The 23,514-nt window shown below is 51.6% G+C and carries 29 protein-coding genes; 23 read left to right on the top strand and 6 right to left on the bottom strand.

Going from position 1 to position 23,514, the window contains the following annotated elements; all coding sequences use genetic code 11:
- The first annotated feature begins 81 nt into the window (after positions 1 to 81).
- From yjbM to KNP81_RS07765, 3 genes are read left to right on the top strand one after another with little or no spacing between them, the layout of a single operon-like run.
- The gene (gene yjbM / locus KNP81_RS07775; protein WP_021066959.1) at positions 82 to 726 is read left to right on the top strand and encodes a GTP diphosphokinase; all 645 of its coding nucleotides are present in this window, start codon (positions 82 to 84) and stop codon (positions 724 to 726) included.
- An 11-nt stretch (positions 727 to 737) separates the two neighbouring features.
- Positions 738 to 1,535, top strand: coding sequence for an NAD kinase (locus tag KNP81_RS07770; protein WP_021066960.1), 798 nt, complete (start codon positions 738 to 740; stop codon positions 1,533 to 1,535).
- 3 nt (positions 1,536 to 1,538) lie between these two features.
- Complete coding sequence (locus tag KNP81_RS07765; protein ID WP_214719516.1) at positions 1,539 to 2,405, top strand: RluA family pseudouridine synthase; 867 nt, start codon at positions 1,539 to 1,541, stop codon at positions 2,403 to 2,405.
- 40 nt (positions 2,406 to 2,445) lie between these two features.
- On the opposite strand, the gene KNP81_RS07760 is transcribed toward KNP81_RS07765, so the two are convergent.
- Entirely contained in the window at positions 2,446 to 3,612 is a 1,167-nt protein-coding gene (locus tag KNP81_RS07760) for an FtsW/RodA/SpoVE family cell cycle protein (protein ID WP_021066962.1), read from the bottom strand.
- A gap of 150 nt (positions 3,613 to 3,762) precedes the next feature.
- Between KNP81_RS07760 and fabI the strand changes: the two genes are divergently transcribed.
- A complete protein-coding gene (gene fabI, locus KNP81_RS07755) occupies positions 3,763 to 4,536 on the top strand; it encodes an enoyl-ACP reductase FabI (RefSeq protein ID WP_021066963.1) in 774 nt (257 codons plus the stop codon).
- Between the two features lie 84 nt (positions 4,537 to 4,620).
- A complete protein-coding gene (locus KNP81_RS07750) occupies positions 4,621 to 4,809 on the top strand; it encodes a hypothetical protein (protein WP_021066964.1) in 189 nt (62 codons plus the stop codon).
- Positions 4,810 to 4,811: 2 nt separating this feature from the next.
- On the opposite strand, the gene KNP81_RS07745 is transcribed toward KNP81_RS07750, so the two are convergent.
- Entirely contained in the window at positions 4,812 to 5,321 is a 510-nt protein-coding gene (locus KNP81_RS07745; RefSeq protein ID WP_214719515.1) for a YjcG family protein, read from the bottom strand.
- Positions 5,322 to 5,493: 172 nt separating this feature from the next.
- On the opposite strand from KNP81_RS07745, the gene KNP81_RS07740 reads away from it, so the two are divergent.
- Genes KNP81_RS07740 through KNP81_RS07725 form a run of 4 tightly spaced genes read left to right on the top strand, consistent with a single transcriptional unit; the run spans position 5,494 to position 7,341 of the window.
- Positions 5,494 to 6,039 carry a phosphatidylglycerophosphatase A family protein gene (locus tag KNP81_RS07740; RefSeq protein ID WP_029595773.1) on the top strand — a complete coding sequence of 182 codons (546 nt, stop codon included), beginning with the start codon at positions 5,494 to 5,496 and terminating at the stop codon, positions 6,037 to 6,039.
- Entirely contained in the window at positions 6,039 to 6,623 is a 585-nt protein-coding gene (locus KNP81_RS07735) for a phosphatase PAP2 family protein (RefSeq protein ID WP_214719514.1), read from the top strand. Before KNP81_RS07740 ends, KNP81_RS07735 begins: the two co-directional genes overlap by 1 nt.
- The gene (locus KNP81_RS07730) at positions 6,620 to 7,153 is read left to right on the top strand and encodes a hypothetical protein (RefSeq protein WP_214719513.1); all 534 of its coding nucleotides are present in this window, start codon (positions 6,620 to 6,622) and stop codon (positions 7,151 to 7,153) included. The genes KNP81_RS07735 and KNP81_RS07730 overlap by 4 nt, the downstream gene beginning before the upstream one ends.
- Positions 7,150 to 7,341 carry a hypothetical protein gene (locus KNP81_RS07725; protein WP_058763287.1) on the top strand — a complete coding sequence of 64 codons (192 nt, stop codon included), beginning with the start codon at positions 7,150 to 7,152 and terminating at the stop codon, positions 7,339 to 7,341. Before KNP81_RS07730 ends, KNP81_RS07725 begins: the two co-directional genes overlap by 4 nt.
- Positions 7,342 to 7,361: 20 nt before the next feature.
- On the opposite strand, the gene KNP81_RS07720 is transcribed toward KNP81_RS07725, so the two are convergent.
- Both KNP81_RS07720 and KNP81_RS07715 read right to left on the bottom strand, forming a co-directional pair.
- Complete coding sequence (locus KNP81_RS07720) at positions 7,362 to 7,649, bottom strand: FHA domain-containing protein (protein WP_029595769.1); 288 nt, start codon at positions 7,647 to 7,649, stop codon at positions 7,362 to 7,364.
- 273 nt (positions 7,650 to 7,922) lie between these two features.
- Entirely contained in the window at positions 7,923 to 8,654 is a 732-nt protein-coding gene (locus KNP81_RS07715) for a hypothetical protein (protein WP_021066974.1), read from the bottom strand.
- A 151-nt stretch (positions 8,655 to 8,805) separates the two neighbouring features.
- Between KNP81_RS07715 and KNP81_RS07710 the strand changes: the two genes are divergently transcribed.
- From KNP81_RS07710 to nadE, 8 genes are all read left to right on the top strand, one after another.
- Positions 8,806 to 9,372, top strand: a complete 567-nt coding sequence (locus KNP81_RS07710) for a GNAT family N-acetyltransferase (protein WP_214719512.1) — start codon at positions 8,806 to 8,808, stop codon at positions 9,370 to 9,372.
- 2 nt (positions 9,373 to 9,374) lie between these two features.
- Positions 9,375 to 10,088 carry an alpha/beta fold hydrolase gene (locus KNP81_RS07705; protein ID WP_214719511.1) on the top strand — a complete coding sequence of 238 codons (714 nt, stop codon included), beginning with the start codon at positions 9,375 to 9,377 and terminating at the stop codon, positions 10,086 to 10,088.
- Positions 10,081 to 10,641 carry an NADPH-dependent FMN reductase gene (locus tag KNP81_RS07700; protein WP_021066977.1) on the top strand — a complete coding sequence of 187 codons (561 nt, stop codon included), beginning with the start codon at positions 10,081 to 10,083 and terminating at the stop codon, positions 10,639 to 10,641. The genes KNP81_RS07705 and KNP81_RS07700 overlap by 8 nt, the downstream gene beginning before the upstream one ends.
- Before the next feature lie 69 nt (positions 10,642 to 10,710).
- Positions 10,711 to 10,950, top strand: coding sequence for a hypothetical protein (locus KNP81_RS07695; RefSeq protein WP_021066978.1), 240 nt, complete (start codon positions 10,711 to 10,713; stop codon positions 10,948 to 10,950).
- Positions 10,951 to 11,022: 72 nt separating this feature from the next.
- Entirely contained in the window at positions 11,023 to 12,114 is a 1,092-nt protein-coding gene (locus tag KNP81_RS07690; protein ID WP_029595766.1) for a virulence factor, read from the top strand.
- 244 nt (positions 12,115 to 12,358) lie between these two features.
- The gene (locus KNP81_RS07685) at positions 12,359 to 12,553 is read left to right on the top strand and encodes a hypothetical protein (RefSeq protein ID WP_021066980.1); all 195 of its coding nucleotides are present in this window, start codon (positions 12,359 to 12,361) and stop codon (positions 12,551 to 12,553) included.
- A gap of 100 nt (positions 12,554 to 12,653) precedes the next feature.
- Positions 12,654 to 13,484, top strand: coding sequence for a BsuPI-related putative proteinase inhibitor (locus KNP81_RS07680; RefSeq protein WP_353048080.1), 831 nt, complete (start codon positions 12,654 to 12,656; stop codon positions 13,482 to 13,484).
- 117 nt (positions 13,485 to 13,601) lie between these two features.
- Positions 13,602 to 14,417: an ammonia-dependent NAD(+) synthetase gene (gene nadE, locus KNP81_RS07675; protein WP_029595764.1), complete on the top strand. Its 816-nt coding sequence runs from the start codon at positions 13,602 to 13,604 to the stop codon at positions 14,415 to 14,417.
- Positions 14,418 to 14,799: 382 nt separating this feature from the next.
- Here nadE and KNP81_RS07670 read toward each other — a convergent pair whose 3' ends face one another.
- Complete coding sequence (locus KNP81_RS07670) at positions 14,800 to 15,189, bottom strand: disulfide bond formation protein B (protein WP_214719510.1); 390 nt, start codon at positions 15,187 to 15,189, stop codon at positions 14,800 to 14,802.
- Between the two features lie 110 nt (positions 15,190 to 15,299).
- Between KNP81_RS07670 and KNP81_RS07665 the strand changes: the two genes are divergently transcribed.
- The 5 genes from KNP81_RS07665 (at position 15,300) to KNP81_RS07645 (ending at position 20,769) form a co-directional block, all read left to right on the top strand.
- Positions 15,300 to 16,178, top strand: coding sequence for a transcriptional regulator CcpC (locus KNP81_RS07665; protein WP_021066984.1), 879 nt, complete (start codon positions 15,300 to 15,302; stop codon positions 16,176 to 16,178).
- Complete coding sequence (locus KNP81_RS07660) at positions 16,175 to 17,296, top strand: N-acetyldiaminopimelate deacetylase (RefSeq protein ID WP_214719509.1); 1,122 nt, start codon at positions 16,175 to 16,177, stop codon at positions 17,294 to 17,296. The genes KNP81_RS07665 and KNP81_RS07660 overlap by 4 nt, the downstream gene beginning before the upstream one ends.
- A 268-nt stretch (positions 17,297 to 17,564) precedes the next feature.
- Positions 17,565 to 18,953, top strand: coding sequence for a cytochrome ubiquinol oxidase subunit I (locus tag KNP81_RS07655; protein ID WP_214719508.1), 1,389 nt, complete (start codon positions 17,565 to 17,567; stop codon positions 18,951 to 18,953).
- 14 nt (positions 18,954 to 18,967) lie between these two features.
- Entirely contained in the window at positions 18,968 to 19,999 is a 1,032-nt protein-coding gene (locus KNP81_RS07650; RefSeq protein WP_214719507.1) for a cytochrome d ubiquinol oxidase subunit II, read from the top strand.
- A gap of 107 nt (positions 20,000 to 20,106) precedes the next feature.
- Positions 20,107 to 20,769, top strand: a complete 663-nt coding sequence (locus tag KNP81_RS07645; RefSeq protein WP_029595762.1) for a potassium channel family protein — start codon at positions 20,107 to 20,109, stop codon at positions 20,767 to 20,769.
- Between the two features lie 31 nt (positions 20,770 to 20,800).
- On the opposite strand, the gene KNP81_RS07640 is transcribed toward KNP81_RS07645, so the two are convergent.
- Entirely contained in the window at positions 20,801 to 21,577 is a 777-nt protein-coding gene (locus tag KNP81_RS07640; RefSeq protein WP_214719506.1) for a Cof-type HAD-IIB family hydrolase, read from the bottom strand.
- 219 nt (positions 21,578 to 21,796) lie between these two features.
- Here KNP81_RS07640 and rnjA point away from each other — a divergent pair, with 219 nt between their 5' ends.
- Positions 21,797 to 23,464 (top strand): ribonuclease J1, encoded by a 1,668-nt coding sequence (gene rnjA / locus KNP81_RS07635; protein WP_021066990.1) that lies wholly within the window; start codon positions 21,797 to 21,799, stop codon positions 23,462 to 23,464.
- The last annotated feature ends 50 nt before the right edge of the window (positions 23,465 to 23,514 follow it).

Below are 23,514 nucleotides of genomic sequence, written 5' to 3'. Positions count from 1 at the left end.
TTGTTGGTTTATGATACCATACAATCGGATACATACGGAAAAAGCAGGGCTTTCCGATACGAACGAAAGTGGTGACAGCATATGCAATCCATGGATTGGGATCAATATTTAGTGCCGTATCAAATCGCGGTCGATGAACTGAAAGTGAAATTCAAGGCGATTCGAAAGCAATATAAATCTCAAAATGACCATTCTCCCATCGAGTTTGTCACCGGAAGAGTGAAACCGGTCGGCAGCATCCTCGAGAAGGCGAAGCGAAAGCAAATTCCTTATGATAAATTGTCGACGGAGATGCAAGATATCGCCGGACTCCGCATCATGTGCCAATTCGTGGACGATATCGTCCACGTCCTCGAACTGCTCCATCATCGGACCGACTTTAAGATCGTCGAGGAACGTAACTATATCACGAACCAAAAGGAATCGGGCTATCGCTCGTACCATTTGATTCTCGAGTACCCGGTGCAAACGATTCATGGCGAGTTCCCGACACTCGTCGAGGTCCAAGTACGGACGCTCGCGATGAACTTCTGGGCAACAATCGAGCATTCGCTTAACTATAAATACGACGGGGATATGCCGCTCGAAGTTCAAGAGCGTCTGCGGCGAGCGGCCGAGGCGGCGTTCTTGCTGGATGCCGAGATGAGCCAGCTTCGCGTCGAGATTCAAGATGCACAGCAAGTGTTCCGGGATAAAGAAATGAACGTCCAGACGGACCAAGACTAGGGGGCCACGGCATGCAGTTTGCGATTGTAGCACGGGGAGACGCGCGGTCGGCTGACATCGCGCAAGAGTTGACGAATAAATTGACCGAAGCGGGGCATTCGGTTTCGAAAGAGCCACGCATTGTCGTCTCAGTCGGAGGCGACGGGACGATGCTGCAGGCGTTCCACGAGTATATCGACCGGCTCGATCAGACGTTGCTCGTCGGCATCCACACAGGCCATCTCGGATTTTACGCCGACTGGCAACCGGATGAACTCGATGAGTTGACGGAGATGATTACAAGCGAGTCGTTCGAACCGGTTTCATACCCGCTCGTCGAGGTACTCATCGATTACGAGGATGGGACGACCGATCGACAGCTCGCCATGAACGAATGTACGATTAAAAACTATAAGCGCACACTCGTCTGTGACTTATCGATTCGCGATGATTACTTCGAGACGTTCCGGGGCGACGGGTTGTGTATCTCGACGCCGTCCGGGTCGACGGCCTATAACAAAGCGCTCGGCGGGGCCATCGTGCATCCGTCCATCGAGGCGATTCAAGTGACGGAGATGGCGTCCATCAATAACTTGGTATACCGCACGATCGGGTCACCGCTCTTATTGCCGAAACATCATCAAGTGAAGATTGCTCCGCACACGAAAACCGAGTTCGAACTCGCGTTCGATCATCAAGAAGCGTTGTCGTGGTCGAACGTGCGCTCCATCCGCTGTGCGGTCGCGAAAGAAAAAGTGACGTTTGCCCGGTTCCGGCCGTTCCCATTTTGGCGACGGGTCCGCGAATCGTTCATTGAAGAAGGGAAGTAACCGATGTACGGATTTACATTGCGTCGCGTCGCGGAGACAACCGTCCCGTTGCGCGACTTTTTAATGACAGACTGTGGCATCTCACGAAAGATGTTGACCCAAATCAAACAAGGCGGCCTCATCCTCGTCGATGGCAAGCCTCGCACCGTCCGCTATGACATCCGAGCAGGGGAGGCAGTGACCGTCCACTTCCCGGTCGAACAGCCCGCCGAGACGATGTTCCGTTCCAAGCGGCCGCTCACGATCCTATTTGAGGATGACTATTTGCTCGCGGTCGACAAACCGGCAGGCATTGCGACAATCCCGTCCCGGCTCCATCCGGATGATACACTCGCCAACGCCGTGCTCGGCTATTATGAACAGATTGGATTGCAGTCGGCGATTCACGTCATCAACCGGCTCGACCGTGACACAAGCGGGGTCGTCCTGTTCGCAAAATATGCATACGTGCATCATCGCTTTAGCGAGTTGCAACAGACTGGCGGCTTGTCGCGGACGTATCTCGCGTTAGTCGAAGGGCCGCTTGAACCACAGACGATCGATGCCCCAATCGGCCGCGCCCCCGATTCGATTATGGAGCGAATCGTGACAGCGGACGGACAGCATGCTGTCACACATATTCTCGAAGTGGAGCCGCATGGCGCATATACGGCACTATCGATTGCCCTTGAGACCGGTCGGACGCATCAAATCCGGGTCCATCTGCGCCATATCGGCCATCCGTTGCTCGGGGATACGATGTACGGCGGTAAGACCGTCCTCGACCGTCATGCGCTCCATAGCGCTTCGGCGGCGTTTCATCATCCATTGACCGGCGAGAAGCTGATCATCCAAGCCGCTGACCCGGCTGATTTCCAATTCATCCTGTAACAACAATAGTCCCGCACTCGGATGAGTGCGGGACTATTGTTTAGTCGTCGTCGAACATATACGTTTTTGATTTAGAGGCGACGTTCATGACGAGCCCGATGGCGATCATGTTCATGATGATCCCGGTCCCACCATAACTGATGAACGGTAACGTCAGACCGGTGATCGGGAGGACGCCGATCGTCATCCCGATGTTTTGGAAAATTTGGAACGTGAACATGGCGATGACGGCCGTGACGATGTAGCTTCCGAACGGACTGCTCGCTTCGAGGGCGATATGGATCATTCGGTACAAGAACAAGAAGAAAACGATAATCACAATCGCTGCTCCGATAAAGCCATAATGCTCGGCGATGACGGCGAAGATGAAGTCGGTTTGCGACTCAGGAAGATAGACGAGCCCTTGTCCATAGCCGGCCCCGAACATTTGACCAGATCCAATCGCTTGAAGCGATTTAATTAACTGGAACGCCAGGTCATCGGAATACTCATACGGGTAAATCCAAGCTTGGAATCGATTCAAGGCGTGGCCTGGCACGAAACTTTGTAACAACTCGAAATGCGAGAAGAACAAATACATGAAGCCACCAATCGTTAAGGCAGCGGCGCTGAACAATCCGAGCAACCACTTCCACCCGATACCAGACACGATGATAATCGCTCCGAGCATCGTGATCAACACGAGCCCTGTGCCTAAGTCTGGTTGCGTCACAATCAGCGCGAGAGGCGGAATGGCGAGGAGCACCAATTTCATTAATAGCCATGTGTCCTGTTGGGACGAACCGTAGCGTTTATTATGGTCATAGACGATTGTCGCCATGGAAATAAGTAAGAACAGCTTCATGAATTCGGCTGGCTGGAAACTGAAGCCCGGTACGTTATACCAGCCGTACGCCCCGTTAATGTTCGGAACGAGGGTCGTATCTCGTAGCGGAATCAAACCGGCTAGTAGCAATAACCCGAAGCCATACAAATACCAGTGTATTTTTCGCAACTGTTCATATTCGATGGTCATGATGGCGAACATGGCGAAGAACCCAATGATGTAGCGGATTCCTTGGTCAAATGCGAAATTAATATGTTGCAATCGCGTCGGCAACATCGGTTGGGCCGTATAGATGGCACCTAAACTGATGATCATCAAGAAAAAGACGATTGTCAAAAGTGTTGTGTCTAAACTTTTAAAATAAGATTGAATGCGGTTCATGATGAAGTCGTCTCACCCTTTCTCTACGTATTTTATCTTACCGTAAGTTAAAAAAATCGCAATACGTTACGCGCTAGTTGACAAAACAGACACCATTCTGTAATCTGATAACAGATATTATCACCAGGTACTAAAAAAGGGGAGTTTACGATGTCAATCTATCCAACGTTAACGAATAAGACGTATGTCGTCATGGGAATCGCCAATAAACGCTCGATCGCTTGGGGAATCGCGAAGACGCTCGACGCAGCAGGCGCGAAGCTCGTGCTCACATATGCGGGCGAACGCTTCAAGTCAGGACTCGAGTCGCTTGCAGCCGACTTGAACGGAGAAGCCTTGCTCTTAGAGTGTGACGTCACGAACGACGAAGCCATCGACACGACGTTCCGGGCGATTCATGAACAAGCAGGCCCGATTCAAGGGATTGCGCACTCGATCGCATTCGCAGACAAAGAAGCGCTCCGCGGTGAATTCTCAGAGATGACACGCGGCCAGTTCGCGCAAGCGCTCGATATTTCGGCATACAGCTTGACGGCTGTCGTCAAAGCGGCCAAACCGTACTTCGCAGAAGACGCATCGGTCATCACGCTCACATATCTCGGCGGCGAGCGCGTCGTCCCGAACTATAACTTGATGGGTGTCGCCAAGGCGGCGCTCGACTCGAGCGTCAAATATTTGGCGAACGAGTACGGCCCACACGGCGTCCGCGTCAATGCGATCTCGGCCGGCCCGATTCGGACGTTGTCGGCTAAAGGAGTCGGCGACTTTAACAGCATCTTGTCTGAACTCGAGCAAAAAGCGCCATTGCGTCGCAACGTCTCGGTAGAAGAAGTGGCCTCGACCGGCCTGTTCCTCTTGTCGAGCATGGGCAGCGGCGTGACAGGGGAAGTCATCCACGTCGATAGCGGTTATCACATTTTATAAAAATGGGAAAGGGCGTAGCGATACGCTCTTTTTTGTATTATCGGGGAAGAATTTCGGGTAAGGACTTGTGAAGGAGGTTGGATCATGGGTCCTTATCAGATTGATTTCACAGTCGTCCAATATGGAAATCGCCAAGTTCAACCAACAGAACGGGCGAACATCGAGCCGGTCACACGCATTCAACGTGTCCAACGAATCCGGCCCCGTCAAGAAGAATGGTTAGAAGCCGAACAACAAAACAGCCCCGGTCGTTTCGTCGACCGGAGCGTGTAATCTTATCCGCGGAACCGGAACGTCTCATAGACGTTCCATGTTTCGTTTTCGAGCTCATACATGACGGCCATGCGATTGATCGTCTCCTCGAAATGCACTTGTTCCATTCGCATCCGTTCGAGCACGTCGAACAGTTCGGCATCGGTCAAGTCTTGACCGATGGTGATATGCGGCAGAAACTCGTATTTCGGAGGCTGCTTGAGCAGACCGTCGTGCAGTTTGTCGTGAAGCGCCGACAGTTCGCGCGTCGGCAATACTTTTAAGTAGAGGACGTTGTTCGTCGGTGCGAACGAGCGGACCCCGTCGATTTTCAATTGAACCGGTTTGGTCGAGTCTGCGACTAGCTGGAGATACTCGAGCACTTTCGGCAAATCGGCCTCGTCGATTTCAGTGCGTTCCTTGATCGTCACGTGAGGTGAGATCAACGCATACTTCGTGTCGTATCGCTTCCGATACGAGTTGGCGAAGTCTTGAACTTGTTTTGATGGAAATAAGACTACCCCAATCTTCATTCCAGTTCCCCCTTTATAAAGTGGTCTACTTTTTTATGATGACCGATTTATTGAATGAAGTCAAAGCGGGCTTAGTCTTTTTTTCGAGTTTTCAGTATAATAGACATTGAGTACTTCAAGAAGCTCTTCTCGAGATGAAAGGATGTGTAGCGGGATTGTTCCCGCATCTATGATGAAACATGTACCACACTCACGCGATGTACGCGACGCGGCACGGGCTCGCTTGATTGAACGAGGCGTATCGATCGAATCGATCGCCGAAATCGTCTATCAAATGCAAGCACCGTATTCGCCACACTTGTCATTGAAAGACTGCATGGACTCGGTCGAGGCCGTGTTAGATAAACGCGAGCTCCAACACGCGATTCTCGTCGGGTCGGAACTCGACATGCTCGCCGAGCGCGGGCAATTGTCGGAGCCGCTCTTGTCGATCGTGGCGTCGGATGAAGGTTTGTTCGGTGTCGATGAGACGATTGCGATCGGGGCCGTCAACACATATGGTTCGATTGCCGTGACGACGTTCGGATACTTAGACAAAGCGAAAATCGGGATCATCAAACAGCTCGACACGAAAATGGACGACGGCCAAGTCCATACGTTCATGGATGACCTCGTCGGTGCCATCGCGGCGAACGCCTCAGGTCGGTTGGCGCACCGTCTGCGTGACATGACCGACTTCGGCGAAGACGAGATGCGGGAACGGAAAGGGTTATATTGATGACTTCTCGCTCACAAGAGCTGGCGATCACCGGGACGATTGGATTCATTCTCTTCTCGGTGGTCGTCGTTTTAGGTTGGGTTGTACCGGTCGACCGCTTCGTCACGGCTTTGCTTGAACCGCTCGCTGGACCATTGTTCGTTTATGTGACCGAGCTCGGCAGTGTGAAAGTGTTGATTGGTCTATCCTTTATTGGCATGCTCTATTTCTTATGGCGAGGGAACCGCTTTGAGGCGTTCCGTTTGCCGATTGTCGTCATTGCCACGCTTCTCGTGACACAAGTGTTGAAGCTCGTGTTCGGGGTTGACCGACCGTCAATCGATGCCGCGCTCGACGCGACGACATATAGCTTCCCGAGCGGTCACGCCTCTGGATCACTCGCCTTGTACGGTATGCTGGCGATCTTGATGTACCGCCGCAATGAAAACTTGATCGGGTTCGGCTTGCTTGTCGCGATGGTGTTGGCCGTCTCGCTCAGCCGGGTCATCTTGAACGTCCACTATTTTAGTGACGTCATCGGCGGGTGGCTCGTCGCGCTCGTCATAGTGGCAGGGTCAGAAGTAATAAGGAGGAAACGAAATTGATTTTAGTCTCACAAGTCGAAACATGGTTGTTCATGGACCAAACTCGAGCGGACGCGGCCGACGCCCCGACGATTTTGGTCGAAAAAGATGCGTCCGGGGCCAAGTCATTCACGGCGATGCGAACGTTGTTCCAACTCAAGAAGTGGACGGGACAACGCCGCTTCGTGCCGCTCTTATCGTGCGATGAGACGGCGTATCGAGCCTATGAAGTGTTTCATGTCGACGCGGTCCCGCCGTTCGCCATCCTCGATTCGGGCCGAGTCTTATTAAAGGACAACGAAGTGGATGCGGCCTATGCGGTCGCCCTCGACGACGCTGCGCCAAAAACGTACGGTGAACGGCTCGCGTTTGTAACCGATTATGTGGAACGGGCACTCGGTGAAACGGTCGTGCTCGCCATTGATGAGCCGGTCGCGTCGCATCCTCAGGTGCCGGAAGATGTGTTCGTACCGGAAAATGTGATGCAGACGAGTGAACGATTGTTCGCCTGGGCAAACCGACAACAGACGGAGAGGGATGAAGTGAAATGAACGAGTGGGAACCAAAAATTCAAGAACTTCTCGACGGGACGGTCGACGAACTCATCGTCCCGAAAGACGACTTTTTGACGGTCCGTTCGCTCTTGGTCGACAAGGGCTGGCTATTTGAAGTCGTCGGTGAAGCGAAACACGGCGGCGTGACGATTTATCGGAAAAACGAACAAAGCGCGTCCTCATAAGAGGAACGCGCTTTGTTCGTTTAGGCGTTAGAAGCCAATTTGATTTTTTGTCGTTTTAACTTGTGTAATAACCAGGCATGTAACACTTCACAAGAATGGTGAGGAAGGGTCAGTTCGACAAGTGGGTGTGACTGACCGAATATAGTGAAGCGCGAATGGTCCTCGTCGAGCATTGAGACTTGAATATCGGTCGCTTCTTGAAGCGAAATCCGTTGCTCGCCGGCTACTGCATCTTTTAGTTTCAGCATTTTTCCATTCGTCGCAAACTTGGTGAACGAAGACATTCCCTGTACTTTCAGTTGTTCCATCTCGTGTATCTATTCATCCGCGTGATGAATAGATTTTCACCTCGCTTTCTCTATATTGCCTTCCATTCCTCCAGAAGGTTATTCCTAGTATACCCTCCTCGCGATAAAAGAAAAGAGTTAATTTAACGAAAAATTAAGACAATTTGTTATCAATTTATAAAAATAGTGTCTCAGGCGCTTGGTGATGGGATTTGAAACGTAATCCGTATGAGCGGGATAACAAAAAAGAACCTGATTGGCTCAGGTTCGATAAAGATTATTGCACGGGTGAACTCAAAATCGTTCAATCTCCCACGTACGACGGCGATACGTCAATTGTCCTTTCAACGCGATTGATTCTTTTTTCGCATCAAAGTCTTCTTCGAGCACCGACATGTCCTCGTAACGCCCGGCGACATAGAAGGCAATCGAGACTTGCCGATTGAACAGGCTCCGCTTCGTATGATCGAAATCGATAATCAACCCTTGCGGTGATAACGCCAAAATCTCATCGATGACCGGGAGCGGGATTGGGACGAAACTGATGTTGCGAATGTCGCGGTCGAGCTTGCTTTGCAGCACGCTCTGCAAGAAGTGCGAGATCGTCGACCAGTCTTTTATGTACAGGCTGCTATGACGATCATTCGATTCGTTGAAGAAGGCAATCTCGTTTTGAATCGAGTTCAGGAAAGGTCCTTTTAAGCCACGTTCCATATGACTGAGGAACAAGATTTCAGCGATCTCGTGATCCGATAACGATTCAAGCAGATGATAGTCAGGAAAGTCGATGGCGGTGAAACTCGTTTGGTTATTTAAATACTTGGTCGAGAACGTCGACAGTTCGTGCGCCTCGATATAGCGGAACCGGGTCCGGGACGACTGTCTCATCCCTTTCATGTCCGTCCGACAAATAATCATCGGGCGGGCGAGTGATAACGCCTCGGTGACATCGTTTAAAGTCACGCCATGCAGTGTAAAACGTTGCAGTTCTCGGTCTTGTTTAATATAGAACAACTGTTTTGACATATTTATCCCCTCAGTTCGAAGTCACTATAGTTTGATTTTAGCAAATCCCTTCGTGGCGCGCCATGTTTGAGCGGTTCTAGAGGATTGAGATGATGGTTTTTTTGGGAAAATGGTTATAATTGAGGAAAAGAAGCAGAAAGGCGGATTCCATATGTGGGGGTTGAAAAAAAGCTTTCCCGAGCTCGTGACGAGTCGGTTCATCTTAAGGGAACTCGAACCCCGTGACGCAAGGGCACTCTATGTGATTCTTTCGACCGAGGAAGTGATGCGTTATTACGGGTCCGATCCTTTGCTGGCCGTCTACGAGGCGAAGAACGTCATCGCTTATTTCAAAGATCAGTTTCAGCAAGGAAAAGCGATTCGCTGGGCGATCTGTGACCGCGAAACGAACGAACTGATTGGGACGATCGGCTTTCACAACTGGACCCCGCAGTATTTTCGGGCCGAAATCGGCTTCGAGGTCGCGCCGAGCCATTGGCGCCAGGGTGTCGCGTTCGAGGCGGCGTCTGCCGTCATTCGATACGGGTTTGACGAGTTCAAGTTTCATCGCATCTCGGCGCTCGTCGCCCCGGGGAACGAAGGGTCGAACCGGTTGGTGCAAAAGCTCGGCTTTACGGAGGAAGGGCTGCTCCATGACTATGCGTATAGTCACGGACGTTTCATGGATTTGACGATGTATCGTCTCTTGAAAGACGAATGGAATGAAAGGGAGGAATGACGTTGAGACAAGTTGTGCTGTTACATGGATTGTGTGGATCACCTGACTATTTTGAGGAACTTATCCCATTGATGGACGCGGACGTATACGCGCTGATATTACCGGGACATTCCGGGACGGAGGCTGGACCAGAGACGATGGATCAGTTTGCGGATTGGGTGCTTTCTGAAATAAAACTGCGCGATCTTAAGCGTCCAATTGTGCTCGGTCATTCGTTCGGGGGCTACATCACGACCAACCTCGTCCGCCGTCATCCGGATGCGCTATCTGGTTTCGGATTGATTCATTCGACAGCGGCGGCTGATCCAGAGCCTGCCAAAGCGAAGCGGAATGAAGCCATCGAACGAGTGATGGAAGAAGGGGTACATCCGTTCATCGACACGATGATTCCGAGTGTGTTTGCCGCTGATTCCGACACCGCGTTGATTGAACGCGCCAAGCAAATCGGCTACGAGATGTCAAAAGAAGGAATCATTTCCGCGCAGATGGCCATTCGCGACCGTACCGACGAAACGGAGACGGTCCGGTCGACGAAATTGCCCGGTCTCTTCCTCTATGGATCTAGTGATCCGAACATGAATGCGGAACGCGCTTTCCTAGGGGCGGACCGTCATACGAAACAGACGGTACCGGCTAGCCATATGGGGATGATGGAACAGCCAGAACGAGAAGCGCAACTCATCAATGATTGGCTCAAGGAGGTACAGGATGTCTAAATTCAAACTCGTTGCCGTATCAGGAAGTCTTCGTAAGGCGTCATATAACACGGCGCTGCTCCATTCCATCATCGAGCTCGGGCAAGATCGGTTCGACGTCGAGATCGCTTCGATTGAGATGCCGCTCTATAACGACGACTTGATCGACCCGGATGAACCCGAAGTCGTACGCGACTTCAAACGAGCCGTGCGTGAGGCGGACGGTCTGCTCGTCGTCACCCCGGAATATAACCACAGCATCCCGGGTGTGTTGAAGAACGCAATCGATTGGCTGTCGCTCGAACCAGGCACGCCGCTCCGTGAGAAACCGGTCATGATTGCCGGGGCGTCTCCGGGTATGCTTGGGACGGCGCGATGTCAAATTCATCTCCGTCAAGTATTTGCCACAAATCGTGCTAACGTTTTACCAGGAAATGAAATCTTTATCACACATTGTAAAGAAAAGATTGATGATACTGGATTACACGATGAAAAGTCTCGGCAACAAATCGACCGAGTGTTATCTGAGTATTATAACTGGATTGATTTTTGGAAGCGTCACGCAAAAAATTAACTTGAAGTCGCCCTGATTGTTTGATAGAAATGAATTGTGAAAACAAACACAAAGGGAGCGACGACAAACATGCAAACGTATATTGAACTGTATAATGGCGGCGAGTTGGAGGACCGGGCAATCATCAATGACGGGATGACGTTCGGCCGGGTGACGATTGTGGAATTGTTCTATCAAACGAGCCATATCTTCGGATACGTCAAAGCCGATGGGGAGAAGCGCTTCTTCCTTGAGCCTGTGTCAGCAGATGATACGTTCATCGTCGAAGGAGAAGAGTATTCGCTCCAACAGTTCATCGCCCTATTTTGATTGTTCACGACGCAAGCGACTCGCTTGCGTTTTTTTGTCGTTTTCGTCACGATTGAGAGTGAGGTGATGAGAATGAAATTAGTAGCAATCGAACCAACTCCAAGTCCAAATAACTTGAAGATTATCGTCGAACCGGCGTTCACGGGCCGTGGTGTCACGTATGACAAGGCGAGCCGTGATATGCCGCCGATCATTGAAGACATCGTCGGCTTACGCGGGGTCAAGTCGGTCTACGCTGTCTCCGACTTCCTCGCCGTCGAACGCCATCCGAAACATGACTGGCACGACGTCATGAACGAGATTCGCCGCGCGTTCGGGGAAGACGTGCCGGAAGTCGAGGCAAGTCAAATGGCGGCGGACTACGAACCGGTGCACGTCTCGGTCCAGTTCGTCCTCGATGTGCCGATGCAATTGAAACTCGTCAAAGGCGATTCGGAAAAACGGGTCGGCCTGTCAAAACGGTTCGTCGACGCCGCACTTGACGTGCAGGCCCAAGTGAAAAACGTCATCCAAGACCGACGCTGGGTCGAACAAGCCCCGCGTTACGGTGAGCTCGAGGATGTGAGTGTCGTCGCGCAAGAAGAACTCGAGGCGGCGTATCCTGAAGAGCGGGTCGCTCGCATCGTCGCCCGGGCGTTTGGCCGGGAAGCCGACTATGAAGCCAATGCGAACCAATTGCAATCAGACGATTGGAAAGCACGTTTGGCGTTCTTGGACGAGCTCGAGATTACCCCGGACAACATGGTGTACTTCCGCCGCGCCCTCGAGGACAAGGTGATGGCCATCCGTCGACAAGCGGTCGTCATGATTGGCATGTTCGAAGAGAATCGGGAAGAGTATGTCACGTATATCGAACAGGCGCTCGTCGACTCGTCACCGATTGTACGGCGTACGGCCGGCGACACGGTGTCCGATTGGGCGTTGCCGCAGTCGCAACCGTCGATGATTGAGGCGCTCAAGGATAAGAGCAAGCTCGTCCGGTGGCGGGCCGCTCGATTCTTGTTCGACTGCGGAGATGAACAGGCCGTACCCGCCCTCAAAATCGCCGAAGACGATCGTGAGTTCGAGGTGTCGTTGCAGGCACGCCTTGCCAAAGAACGGATCACGAGCGGGGAAACGGCACTCGGGACAGTATGGCAACAAATTTCAAACCGAACGAAGTAACAAATCATTCGACAATCATGAATTTAATTTTTTTACAGTTACAGGAAGGGAGACGAATCGGATTGCGATTCGTCTCCCTTTTTGCACGAATAATTTGATAATTCATCCAAATGACTAACAATCGATACCAGCAATTCGACAGTTGGGTAAACGGGTCTTTTGGCCTGTCGAACGATGGGACGTTATTCTTAATATAATCGTTGATACACTATACATATCTTATAACCGAAAAGGAGCCACACTCATGATGCTTTTTGCAGAAACACCAGAACTCGTAGCCTATAAGGAAGTCGTCGATGGTATGATCACGGTCATCTTTGAGTCGATTCACAGCGAGACGTTCTCAATCTCTGCACAAGTTCGGTCCGATATCGACGTCGCTGACGCGTTGTTCATGACAGGATGGCAGCAATACGTGGAAAACGTCCAAGTTTCATAATAAAGGTGAATAATATCCGTAAACCCATTACAAACGTCTGCACGAACGTTTACACTAGTGCTATAGACGTTTTTTTATTTTTCGGAGGAGAGTGGGATACGTGAAGAAAACTTGGTTATTGGCAATCGTTACGGCGATGATGTTGGTCGTCGCGGCTTGCAGCAAAGAAGAAGCGAACCCGAGCGATGTGGACGGTAACGCGTCGACACCGCCTGCCTTATTGACACTCGAGACGGACGTGAGCTACGATGCCGAGTCCAAACAGTTGTCGGCGACGGTATCGATGACGAATCCGAACGAGGAGCCCGTCAACGTGACGTTCAATTCGTCGCAACGCTTTCAGATGACGGTAATGAACGGGGATACGACCATCTTCGACTATGGCAGTGAATATATGTTCACAGAATCGATTATCGAAGAGACGTGGGCACCAGATGAGAAGAAAGTGTTCGATGAAGTATTCCCACTCACGCTCGAAGCGGGTGAGTACACGGTGGACTTCGTCGGTCTGGCCCAAGTCGAAGGTGCACCTGAGATGGCGGTCACCGATCAACAGTCGCTGACCGTTGAAGCTTCCGAGGTACCGACTGAAGAAACACCGGAAGAGCCGGCCGAAGAAACGACGGAAGAAACGACAGAAGAACCCGTTGAAGAGCCGAGCGACCAACCCGCGCAAACGGACGGTTCGTTCCGCGATGTGGCCATCAAATTGAACGGTAACGCGATCGATGTTTCTGGATACACGGACGTCGAAGAGTTCGAATGGAGCGTGTCGGACGGTCATAATCTATATGCCCAAGGTGCGGCCGAAGTGACAAGTGGCAGCTTCACATTTGGTGTCTTAATGGATGAAGAACCACCGGCAGGAAAAGCATTATTCTTGGAGATGACACCGATTGGCGGCGACGTCGCATCGTTCCGCATTCAATAACCGGACGACGGAAACTTAGGTTTCCGTCGTTTTGTTTCGGGAATGAAACAAGTTGACGGCATTCATAGATTGTCAGACAATTAGGCAAACCGATATCAGATAGGGAGGAAGTTGAGAATGCAGCAACATATTATTGAGACAACACACGTCAAACCATCCATCAACCCAGCCGAAGAGATTCGTCGCCGAATCGATTTTTTAAAGGCTTATGTCAAACGAGCAGGCGCGAAAGGACTCGTCCTCGGCATCTCGGGAGGACAAGACTCAACGCTCGCCGGCAAGCTCTGCCAGCTGGCGATGGAAGAATTGCGTGAGGAAACAAGTGCGGACTTTACATTCTACGCCGTCCGTCTGCCCTATGGCGAGCAACATGACGAGGCCGACGCCAAACGTGCCCTCGACTTCATTCGACCGGACAAAACGTTCACGGTCAACGTGAAACCGGCCGTCGATGCCTCAGCCAACTCGTTCCATGAAGCGACGGGACTCGAACTTGGCGACTTCCATAAAGGGAATACGAAAGCGCGCGAGCGGATGAAAGTGCAATACGACATCGCAGCCACGTACGGTGCCCTCGTCGTCGGCACGGACCATGCGGCCGAATACGTCACTGGTTTTTACACGAAGCACGGGGACGGGGCGGCCGACTTGACGCCGCTCACAGGATTGAACAAGCGCCAAGGGAAAGCGTTGCTCCATGAACTTGAAGCGCATGAGAGCTTGATTTACAAAGTGCCGACGGCTGATTTGGAAGATGACAAACCGGGACTCCCGGACGAGGTCGCTCTCGGGATGACGTATGATCAACTTGATGACTATCTCGAAGGGAAGTCAGTCGATCCAGCCATCGCTGAACGGATTGAGACAATCTTCAAACGGTCGCGCCATAAGCACCATATGCCAGCTTCGCTCTATGACGAGTGGTGGCAGTGATCTTAAGAACCAGCCCCCCGGCTGGTTCTTTTTTATGTGGTAGCTTTCGAACCGTCCCGTTAGGCGCCCATGCTTTCAGCAGGCAATCCCGAAGCCTCCTCGCGCCGAATCCGGCACTGCGGGATCTTCGTCGGATTGCTTTCCTGCATGAGTCAGGGCGCCACGGGCCGGATCGAAGGGACTTCCCTATGCTACAGATCAATCGATGCTAAAAGCCTGCAATCGAACTCCTAGGGGAGAGCGATGCAAGGATAACCCTGTAAAGCGCGATTCGCGCTGCGGAGGCATCCGCATCGCCCCAGGAACGGAGGGTGCCGGCCAAAGCGATCGTAAATCACACAAAAGAACCGATCCTTGGACCGGTTCCTTTGTGTATCACAGATTAGCGCTTCGAGCGTGTCGGCACGAATTGGATGAGCAAGATGAGCGTGAACGCGATCAAGCTGAGCAGCGGGATCGTGAGGAATCCGAAGTAGTTCACCCAACGAATCAAACAGTCGTTACTGCAGAACGCGTCTCCGTTCGGGATGCGTTCGAGAATGACGTGATAGAGGGCGATTGCCCAACCCGCCCCGGCCATGAGACCGACGAACAATTTGTTCACAGCACGGTTAGAGAGCAGTACCGTCAAGTAATAGATGGCGAGCGGATACATAAATATGCGTTGGAACCAGCATAACTTGCATGGCACGTACAGCATGATTTCCGAGAAATAAAGACTGCCGAGCGTCGCGATGGTGGCGACAATAAAGGCAAAATGATGACGTTGCATCTGATTTCCTCCTGACGATTCAAAACTAATCGACAAACATGATATGATACAGTGAAGCAATAACGTATCCAGTATACAATCTTTGAAACGATAGAGAAATAGGTGACGTCATGCAAGTATCAGAAGTGGAAGTGTTAATCGTCCTCGCCGAAGAGTTGAATATGCGGAAAGCGGCGGAGCGCTTGTTCGTCTCCCAGCCCGCACTCAGTCAGCGCCTCGTCACAATCGAGCATCAGTGGGGCAAGAAAATTTTTGTCCGTTCGACACGGGGCCTCGCGCTCACGCCGGACGGTGAAAAAATCATCGACTTCGCGAAGAAGATGTATAGCGAGGAGCAGGAGCTGCGTGGGGAGTTGACAGCGCAACAAGGTGAGGTGTACGGTACATTAAAAATCGCCGTCGCATCCATCATGGGTCAGTATTGGCTACCGCGCGTTTTGAAGCGATTCGTCGAGCGGTATCCATCGGTTCGAGTCAAACTCGTCACGGGCTGGTCAAGCGAGATGATGCGCTATATGCTAGAGGAAAATTTCCATATCGGCATCATTCGCGGGAATCCGGATTGGCGCGGCGAGAAGATGAAATTGTTCTCAGATTCGCTTCACCTGGTCGACTTGCGGATGACCGATTTGAAACAATTAAAAAATAACGAGCGTTCGTTCATTCAATTCAAGAGCGACTCGACGTATTATCAGGAAATTTTGGAGTGGTGGCAAGAGCGCTTCTCGAGTCCGCCGCTCACGACGCTCGTCGTCGACCAAATCGAGACGTGCAAACAGATGGCGTTACACGGAATCGGATTTGCGATTTTACCTGAGTCGACGATTCGTGATGTCGAGGCGATCAATAAGATTCCGCTCACGTCGTCGGACGGGATTCCGCTTGTCCGGGATACGTGGATGTTATCGACCGAGTCGATGCTCGAGTTGGCGCAAGTGAAGGCGTTTTGGGAGATTGTTGATGAAGTGACGAAGGAGAGTGTGGAATGAGTTGGGCAATTGAGGCAAGACGGCAATTACATTTGATTCCAGAACGAGGCTATGAAGAGTTCAAGACACAGACGACGCTTGAAGAACTGATTCGATCCTTAAACTCGCCGCGGGTGCACATCTCGCATTGGCGTACCGGTTTGTTTGTCCGCATCGACGGGCTTGTCGGCGAAAAGACGATTGGTTACCGGGCCGACATGGACGGCTTACCAATCACCGAAGAGACGGGCCTCGAGTTTGCCTCGGTCCATGAAGGGATGATGCACGCCTGTGGCCATGACGTTCATATGGCAATCGCTCTCGGGTTGATTAAGCGAGCCGTCGAAGAGCCGCTCGACCATCACCTCGTCATCTTCTTCCAACCAGCCGAAGAAGGTCCGGGCGGAGCTGAGCCGATGGCCATGTCGGAATTGTTCTATCATTTCCGTCCCGATGCGATGTTCGGACTTCACGTCGCACCAGAATATCCTGTCGGCACAATCGCGTCGCGTCCAGGTGTATTGTTCGCGAGTGCGCGCGAGTTGCATCTGACGATTCATGGGAAAGGCGGACATGGTGCCTTCCCACACGCCGGAATTGATGCCGTCATCGTCCAGGCCGCGTTGATTATGCAGCTGCAAACAATCGTCTCACGGAACATCGACCCGATGGGCAGCGCGGTCATCTCGATCGGGAAAGTGATGGCTGGGACGAAAGAGAACATCATCGCGGACACGGCGAAGCTCGACGGTACGATTCGGGCCTTGTCGGACAAGGAGATGGTTGTGCTCGAACGACGCATCCGTCAAATCATCGCCGGGGTGGAGATGACGTATAACGTCCACATCGACCTCGAGTTCGGCAATCGTTATCATGAGGTCGTCAACGACGAGCGTTATTTGTTCCAATTCGAAGAAGCGGTCGAGGAAGTCGGATACTCATACAAGACGTGCGTACCGGCCATGACCGGTGAAGATTTCGGATACATGCTGAAACAAGTACCAGGCTTTATGGTCTGGCTCGGCGTGAACGATATGGGGTCGGGACTACACCAATCGACGCTCAATCCGGATGAGCGGGCCATTGATGTCGCCATCGAGCTGTTCGATCATTTCTTTAGAACGGCCATCATTAAATGAAGCAAGCGGACACGATGGTGTCCGCTTTTTTGTATGAAATGTGTAGAATTGTGCGTGAACCGTTAAAATTTTGGGAAAAAAGTAAGAGTTGTAAAGCGTCGATATTGTTAAGCTTGCTCAAATGTGAACATTTTGCGAACTCAAGCATTGAGACATTACAGCGCTATATAAAATCATTATGATAAGGATATCCAAGGGAAATCATCTGTGATGTTGCGCGATAGACATTGGTTTTACGCGCTAGAGAGAGATAGGAGGTAATCAATAGATGTTTCAAGATCCTGTCCTGATGAGCCGGGCGTTAACGGCACTCACGTTGGGTTTCCACGTGATATTTGCCACAATCGGCGTCGGGGTTCCATTACTCATTTTATTGGCAGAGTTTCTAGGTATTAAAAAGAAAGATCCGAAATACACCTTGATGGCCCGTCGTTGGTCACGGGGCTACGTCGTCACAGTAGCGGTCGGTGTCGTGACAGGTACGGCAATCGGGCTCCAGCTGTCTTTACTTTGGCCGAACCTTATGCGGGTCGCCGGTCAAACGATCGCACTTCCACTGTTCATGGAAACGTTCGCCTTCTTCTTTGAAGCGATCTTCCTCGGGATTTATTTGTACACGTGGGATCGATTTAAAAACCCGTGGCACCATATGCTCGTCGGGATTCCAGTCGCGGTCGGTGCCTTGTTCTCAGGGTTCTTCATTACGACCGTCAACAGCTTCATGAACCAGCCGGTCGGATTTGATATTGTCGACGGTCGACTCGCCAACGTGAGTCCAATCGAGGCGATGTTCAGCCCAGCGATGCCGACCAAAATGGCGCACGTCTTGACGTCGGCCATTCTGACATCGGCGTTCATTTTAGCCGCCATCGCCGCTGTCCAGTTGCTCCGTCAACGACGGAACCAGCTCGACAAGTTGTCAATCGAGTATCATAAAAAAGGTCTTCGTTTGACGATGACCGTCGCGCTCATCTTTGCGATTGCGACTGCTCTCGTCGGCGACTTCTCAGGTAAATACTTGGCGAAGTATCAGCCAGACAAATTGGCGGCTGCGGAGTGGCATTTTGAAACCTCCTCGGAAGCCGAGCTGATTCTAGGCGGATGGCTCGAGGAAGACGGACAGGGCGGTTACGAAGTACGTGGCGCCTTGAAGATTCCGTACGCCTTGTCAATTTTAGCGGGCGGTGTGCCGAACTATGAGGTGACCGGTCTTGATGAATTTGCGAAAGAAGATCAACCTCCACTATTCATCCACTACCTGTTTGATGCGATGGTCGGGATCGGGATGTTGCTGGCATTGATTTCGTTCTTGTTCGTGCTCGGACGGTATATCAAGCGACTGCCTCAATTCAGTAAACCGATGCTCATCGCCATCGCCGCAGGCGGTCCGCTCGCGATGATGGCCATCGAGTTTGGTTGGTTCTTCGCAGAGTTCGGTCGTCAGCCTTGGGCGCTTTACGATTTGATGCGCACGAGTGAGGCGGCGACGACATCGGCAAACGTGGGATGGATGCTTATCGCCTTTGCGATCCTGTATGCAGTTCTTGGCGTGGTCACGGTACTCGTCTTGACTCGTCTGTTCAAGGACAACCCAGTAGGGAAAGAACTAAAACAATCGGAGCATCGCGGTGAAGCGATGTTCGCGGATGAAGTGTGATCGGAGGGTATGACATGCAGATTCAAGAATTAGGGATTGCCGTACTATGGACGTTTTTGTACGGCTACCTCATCGTCGCATCGATTGATTTCGGTGCCGGCTTCTTCGCTTTCTATAGTAAGTACACGAAGCGGGACCAAAAGATCAACCGTCTGATTGCACGGTATTTATCGCCGACGTGGGAAGTGACGAACGTGTTCTTCGTCTTCTTCTTCGTCGGGATCGTCGGGTTTTTCCCAGACACGGCTTACTATTACGGGACGGCGCTTCTCGTACCGGCCTCGGTCGTGTTGATTCTGTTGGCGATTCGCGGTAGTTTCTACGCGTTTGCCAACTACGGCTCAAAAGAGAGCACGTTCTATATGTTCTTATATGGGGCGACTGGGCTGTTAATCCCGGCCTCGATGTCTACCGTTCTTACGGTCAGCCAAGGCGGGTTCATCAATGAGACCGAGTCGGGCGTCGTCTTTGACGGCATGAAGTTGTTCACCAACTTCTATTCTTGGACCGTCGTCACCTTGGCAATCGTGTCGGTGCTCTATATCAGTGCCATGTTCCTCTTATTCTATGCCGATAAGGCGCGTGACGCTCAGGCGGTCCCACTCGTTCGAAAATGGGCCTTGTTCTGGAGCGTTCCGACGATTGTCGCGTCGGGCCTCGTCTTCTTCGGGTTGAAGTCGCAGGCAGCTTGGCATTATGAGAGCATCTTAGCGGGCAACTGGTGGTGGTTCGCTGCAAGTTTCATTTTCTTCGCTGTAGCCGTTGCACTCGTCTACATGAAGCGAAACTACGGCCTCGCGTTCTTGATGGTCATGGGTCAGTTCTTTATGGCCTGGTTCGGATACGGATATACGCACTTGCCGTACATTCTTTATCCGTACATCGACATCAACGGAAGTGTCGTCAACGAGTCGATGGCCATCGCCCTCGTCGTCGTCTTCATCCTCGGATTGCTCTTGCTCGTACCGGCGCTGTATCTCTTGTTACGCCTGTTCTTGTTCGACAATGACTATGTACGCGGAAAGCGTTCGAGTGGTAAAGCGTAAAGACCGGCTATTCCGGTCTTTTTTTATATAGTTTTTTTGAGGGGAATCGGTTACACTGTACGAAGAATCGGGAACAGAAACAGCGTAGGAAAGGGATGTATGAAATTATGACAGGTGAATTTGCAGTCATCGGATTAGGACGGTTTGGCGGCTCGATTGTTCGTGAATTGTCGGCGAACGGTTATGACGTGTTGGCGATCGATGCGGATGAAGAACGCGTCAACGAGTTTATGGGATTGGCGACGCATGCGGTCATCGCGGACACGACCGACGAGAACGTATTGAAAAGTCTCGGCATTCGCAACTTTGAACACGTGATCGTGGCCATCGGTGAAAACATTCAAGCCTCGATTTTGACGACACTCATTTTAAAAGAGCTCGGCGTTCAAATCATCACGGTCAAGGCGACGAATGATTATCACGAGAAAGTGTTGCGCCGCATCGGGGCCGATAACATCGTCCACCCAGAGCGCGACATGGGCATCCGGATTGCGAACGGATTGATGAGCCAAAGCATCCTTGACTACCTCGAGCTCTCGAACGAGCACTCGATTGTTGAAATCAAGGCGTCGGACAAACTGTCGAACAAGTCGCTCATCGATTTGGACCTTCGCGCCAAATACGGCGTCAACATCGTCGCGGTCCGCCGCAATGATGACGTCATCATCTCACCGCAAGCCGACGAGATGATTTTGCCAGAGGACATCTTGATCATCATCGGGAAAGATACGGACTTGGATCGACTCGAACGCACACTTCGGTCCAGATAAAAAACGAGAGGCGCGCGCCTCTCGTTTTTCATTAAATGAGCTTCATTGATTTTAAGCCGTACTCGATTCCATCTTCGAGAATCGATTTCGTCACGAAGTCGGCGACTTCTTTCGCTTCGACCCGGGCATTGCCCATTGCGATGCCCGTTCCGACGTATTGAAGCATCGCCAAATCGTTCAAGGCGTCGCCGAACGCGTACGTGTTCTCGAGCCGATAGCCGTTCGTCTCGATGAAGTGGCGGATACCGTCGGCTTTACTGGCGCCACGATTGATGACGTCCATGGCGTGCGGATGCCAGCGGATGAAATCAAACTCGCCGTACGCGTCCAAATAGTGATGTTCTTCTTCAGGCGTGCAATATAGGAGCGTCTGATAGACGGCCTGTTCGATATGGAAATTCGGATCATATGTCGGAATCGGCATATCAAGTTCTCCGAGTGACTGTTCGACGACATGGTCGTTCGCTTTTGTGGCACCGCCACGGTGTTGTCCGAGATAGACGAGCGTATGGTCGTTTGAGCCGGCATGTTCGGTCAAGCGACGGAGCGCGTCGGTCGGCAACGTGTTCCGATAGACGACTTCGCCTTGGTGGACGACGATTTGTCCGTTGTAGCAGACAAAGCTGTCGATGCCGAGCTGTTCGGGGATATCAGACAGCATCGCCGGGCCACGCCCTGTCGCGATGAACGTCTCGACGCCGTTGTGGCGTAGCTGCTGAATGGCCGCGATCGTCGAAGGGGGAATGTACGACCCTTCATGGAGCAACGTGCCATCGATGTCAAAAAAGACTACTTTCTTATCTTCCATTTTTCTTCACCATGCTTTCTCTGTCTTGATTAAGTCAGTTGTATACTAAAAAGCATAACACGAAATCGAGAAACCGCCCTCAATCTTACGTCAATAGTGAAATATTGTCACAATATAAGCTATAATGAAGAAAGAATCTTACGGAACGTAATTATATTGCGAGAATCACTTATGTTTCACATAGATGAACATCAACTACTTGTAGTAAGGAGAGATTAAATGAAGTTTGTAAAGAACCACCAAACAGCTGTGTTCGCACTAGGCGGACTCGGAGAAATCGGGAAGAACACGTACGTTGTTCAATTCCAAGATGAAATCATCGTCATCGATGCGGGCGTCATGTTCCCGGAGGATGACTTGCTTGGAATCGACTACGTGATCCCTGATTACTCATACTTGATTAAAAACAAAGATAAAGTCAAAGGGGTGTTCATCACCCACGGTCACGAAGACCACATCGGCGGAATCCCGTTTCTCTTGAAACAAGTGAAGCTTCCGATTTACGCGACAAAACTCGCGCTCGGCTTGATTAAAGTGAAACTCGAAGAACACGGTTTGCTCCGGGAAGCGGAACTGCATGAGATTGATGAGGACGCCATCGTCAAGTTCAGAAAGACGAGCATCTCGTTCTTCCGCACAACTCACTCGATTCCGAACTCGCTCGGTGTCGTCGTGAAGACGCCACAAGGGAATATCGTCCATACCGGTGACTTTAAGTTCGACTTCACACCGGTCGGCGAACCGGCTGACATCGCCAAGATGGCAGACATCGGGAAAGAAGGCGTGCTTTGCCTCTTGTCTGATTCGACGAACGCAGAAGTCGAAGGCTTCACGATGAGTGAAAAAGTTGTCGGCGGCACGATCAGTGAGACGTTCCGGAAAGCCGAAGGGCGCGTCATCTTCGCGACGTTCGCCTCGAACATTTATCGACTGCAACAAGTCGTCGACGCTTGTGCCGAGACGGGTCGCCATTTGGCCATCTTCGGCCGTTCGATGGACAAGGTCATGACGATCGGGCAAGAGCTCGGCTTCATCAACGTCCCGAAAGGCATGATCGTCGAAGCCAATCAGTTACGAAACTACGAGCCGCATGAAGTGGCGATTCTTTGTACCGGTTCACAAGGTGAGCCGATGGCTGCGCTCAGCCGCATCGCCAACGGGACACACCGTCAAGTATCGATTATTCCTGGCGACACGGTCATCTTCTCGTCGTCTCCGATTCCGGGTAACGCCATCTCGGTCGGGAAGACGATCGACCAATTGTATAAAGCCGGAGCGGACGTCGTTTATGGAAAATTGACGAACATTCACACGTCGGGTCACGGTTCGCAACAAGAACAATTGCTCATGATTCGCTTGCTTAACCCGAAATTCTTCATGCCGATTCACGGGGAGTATCGCATGTTGGTGAAACACGCCGAACTCGCCGAATCGGTCGGCATCCCGAAAGAGAACAGCTTCATCATGGACAATGGTGAAGTGCTAGCTGTCGACGCTGACTCGGCTGCCATCACCGGGAAAATCTCGGCCAACGCCGTGTACGTCGACGGGAACGGTATCGGGGACATCGGCAATATCGTTTTGCGCGATCGCCGCATCCTCTCAGAAGACGGACTCGTCGTCGTCGTCATCAGCATCGACGGCAAGACGCGTAAACTAGTCTCAGGTCCAGATATCATTTCACGCGGCTTCGTCTATATGCGTGAATCGGGCAGCTTGATTCGTGACGGCGAGCGCTTGCTCAAGAAGACGGTCGAGCAAGGCTTGTCGAACAAGCAGATGAAATGGTCGGAGTTGAAACAACTCGTCTCAGATACACTCACGCCATACTTGGCACAAAAAACACGAAGACACCCAATGGTTCTTCCGATTATCATGGAAGTATGAACGAGCGGGCTGTAGGGGACTACAGCCCGTTTTTTAGAGGTCAATAATAA

Origin of the sequence: Exiguobacterium sp. s149 (genome assembly GCF_018618395.1) — a bacterium.
GTDB lineage: Bacteria > Bacillota > Bacilli > Exiguobacteriales > Exiguobacteriaceae > Exiguobacterium > Exiguobacterium chiriqhucha.
The sequence above is the reverse complement of the archived record's forward strand: the minus strand, read 5'-3'. Positions and strand labels throughout refer to the sequence as shown.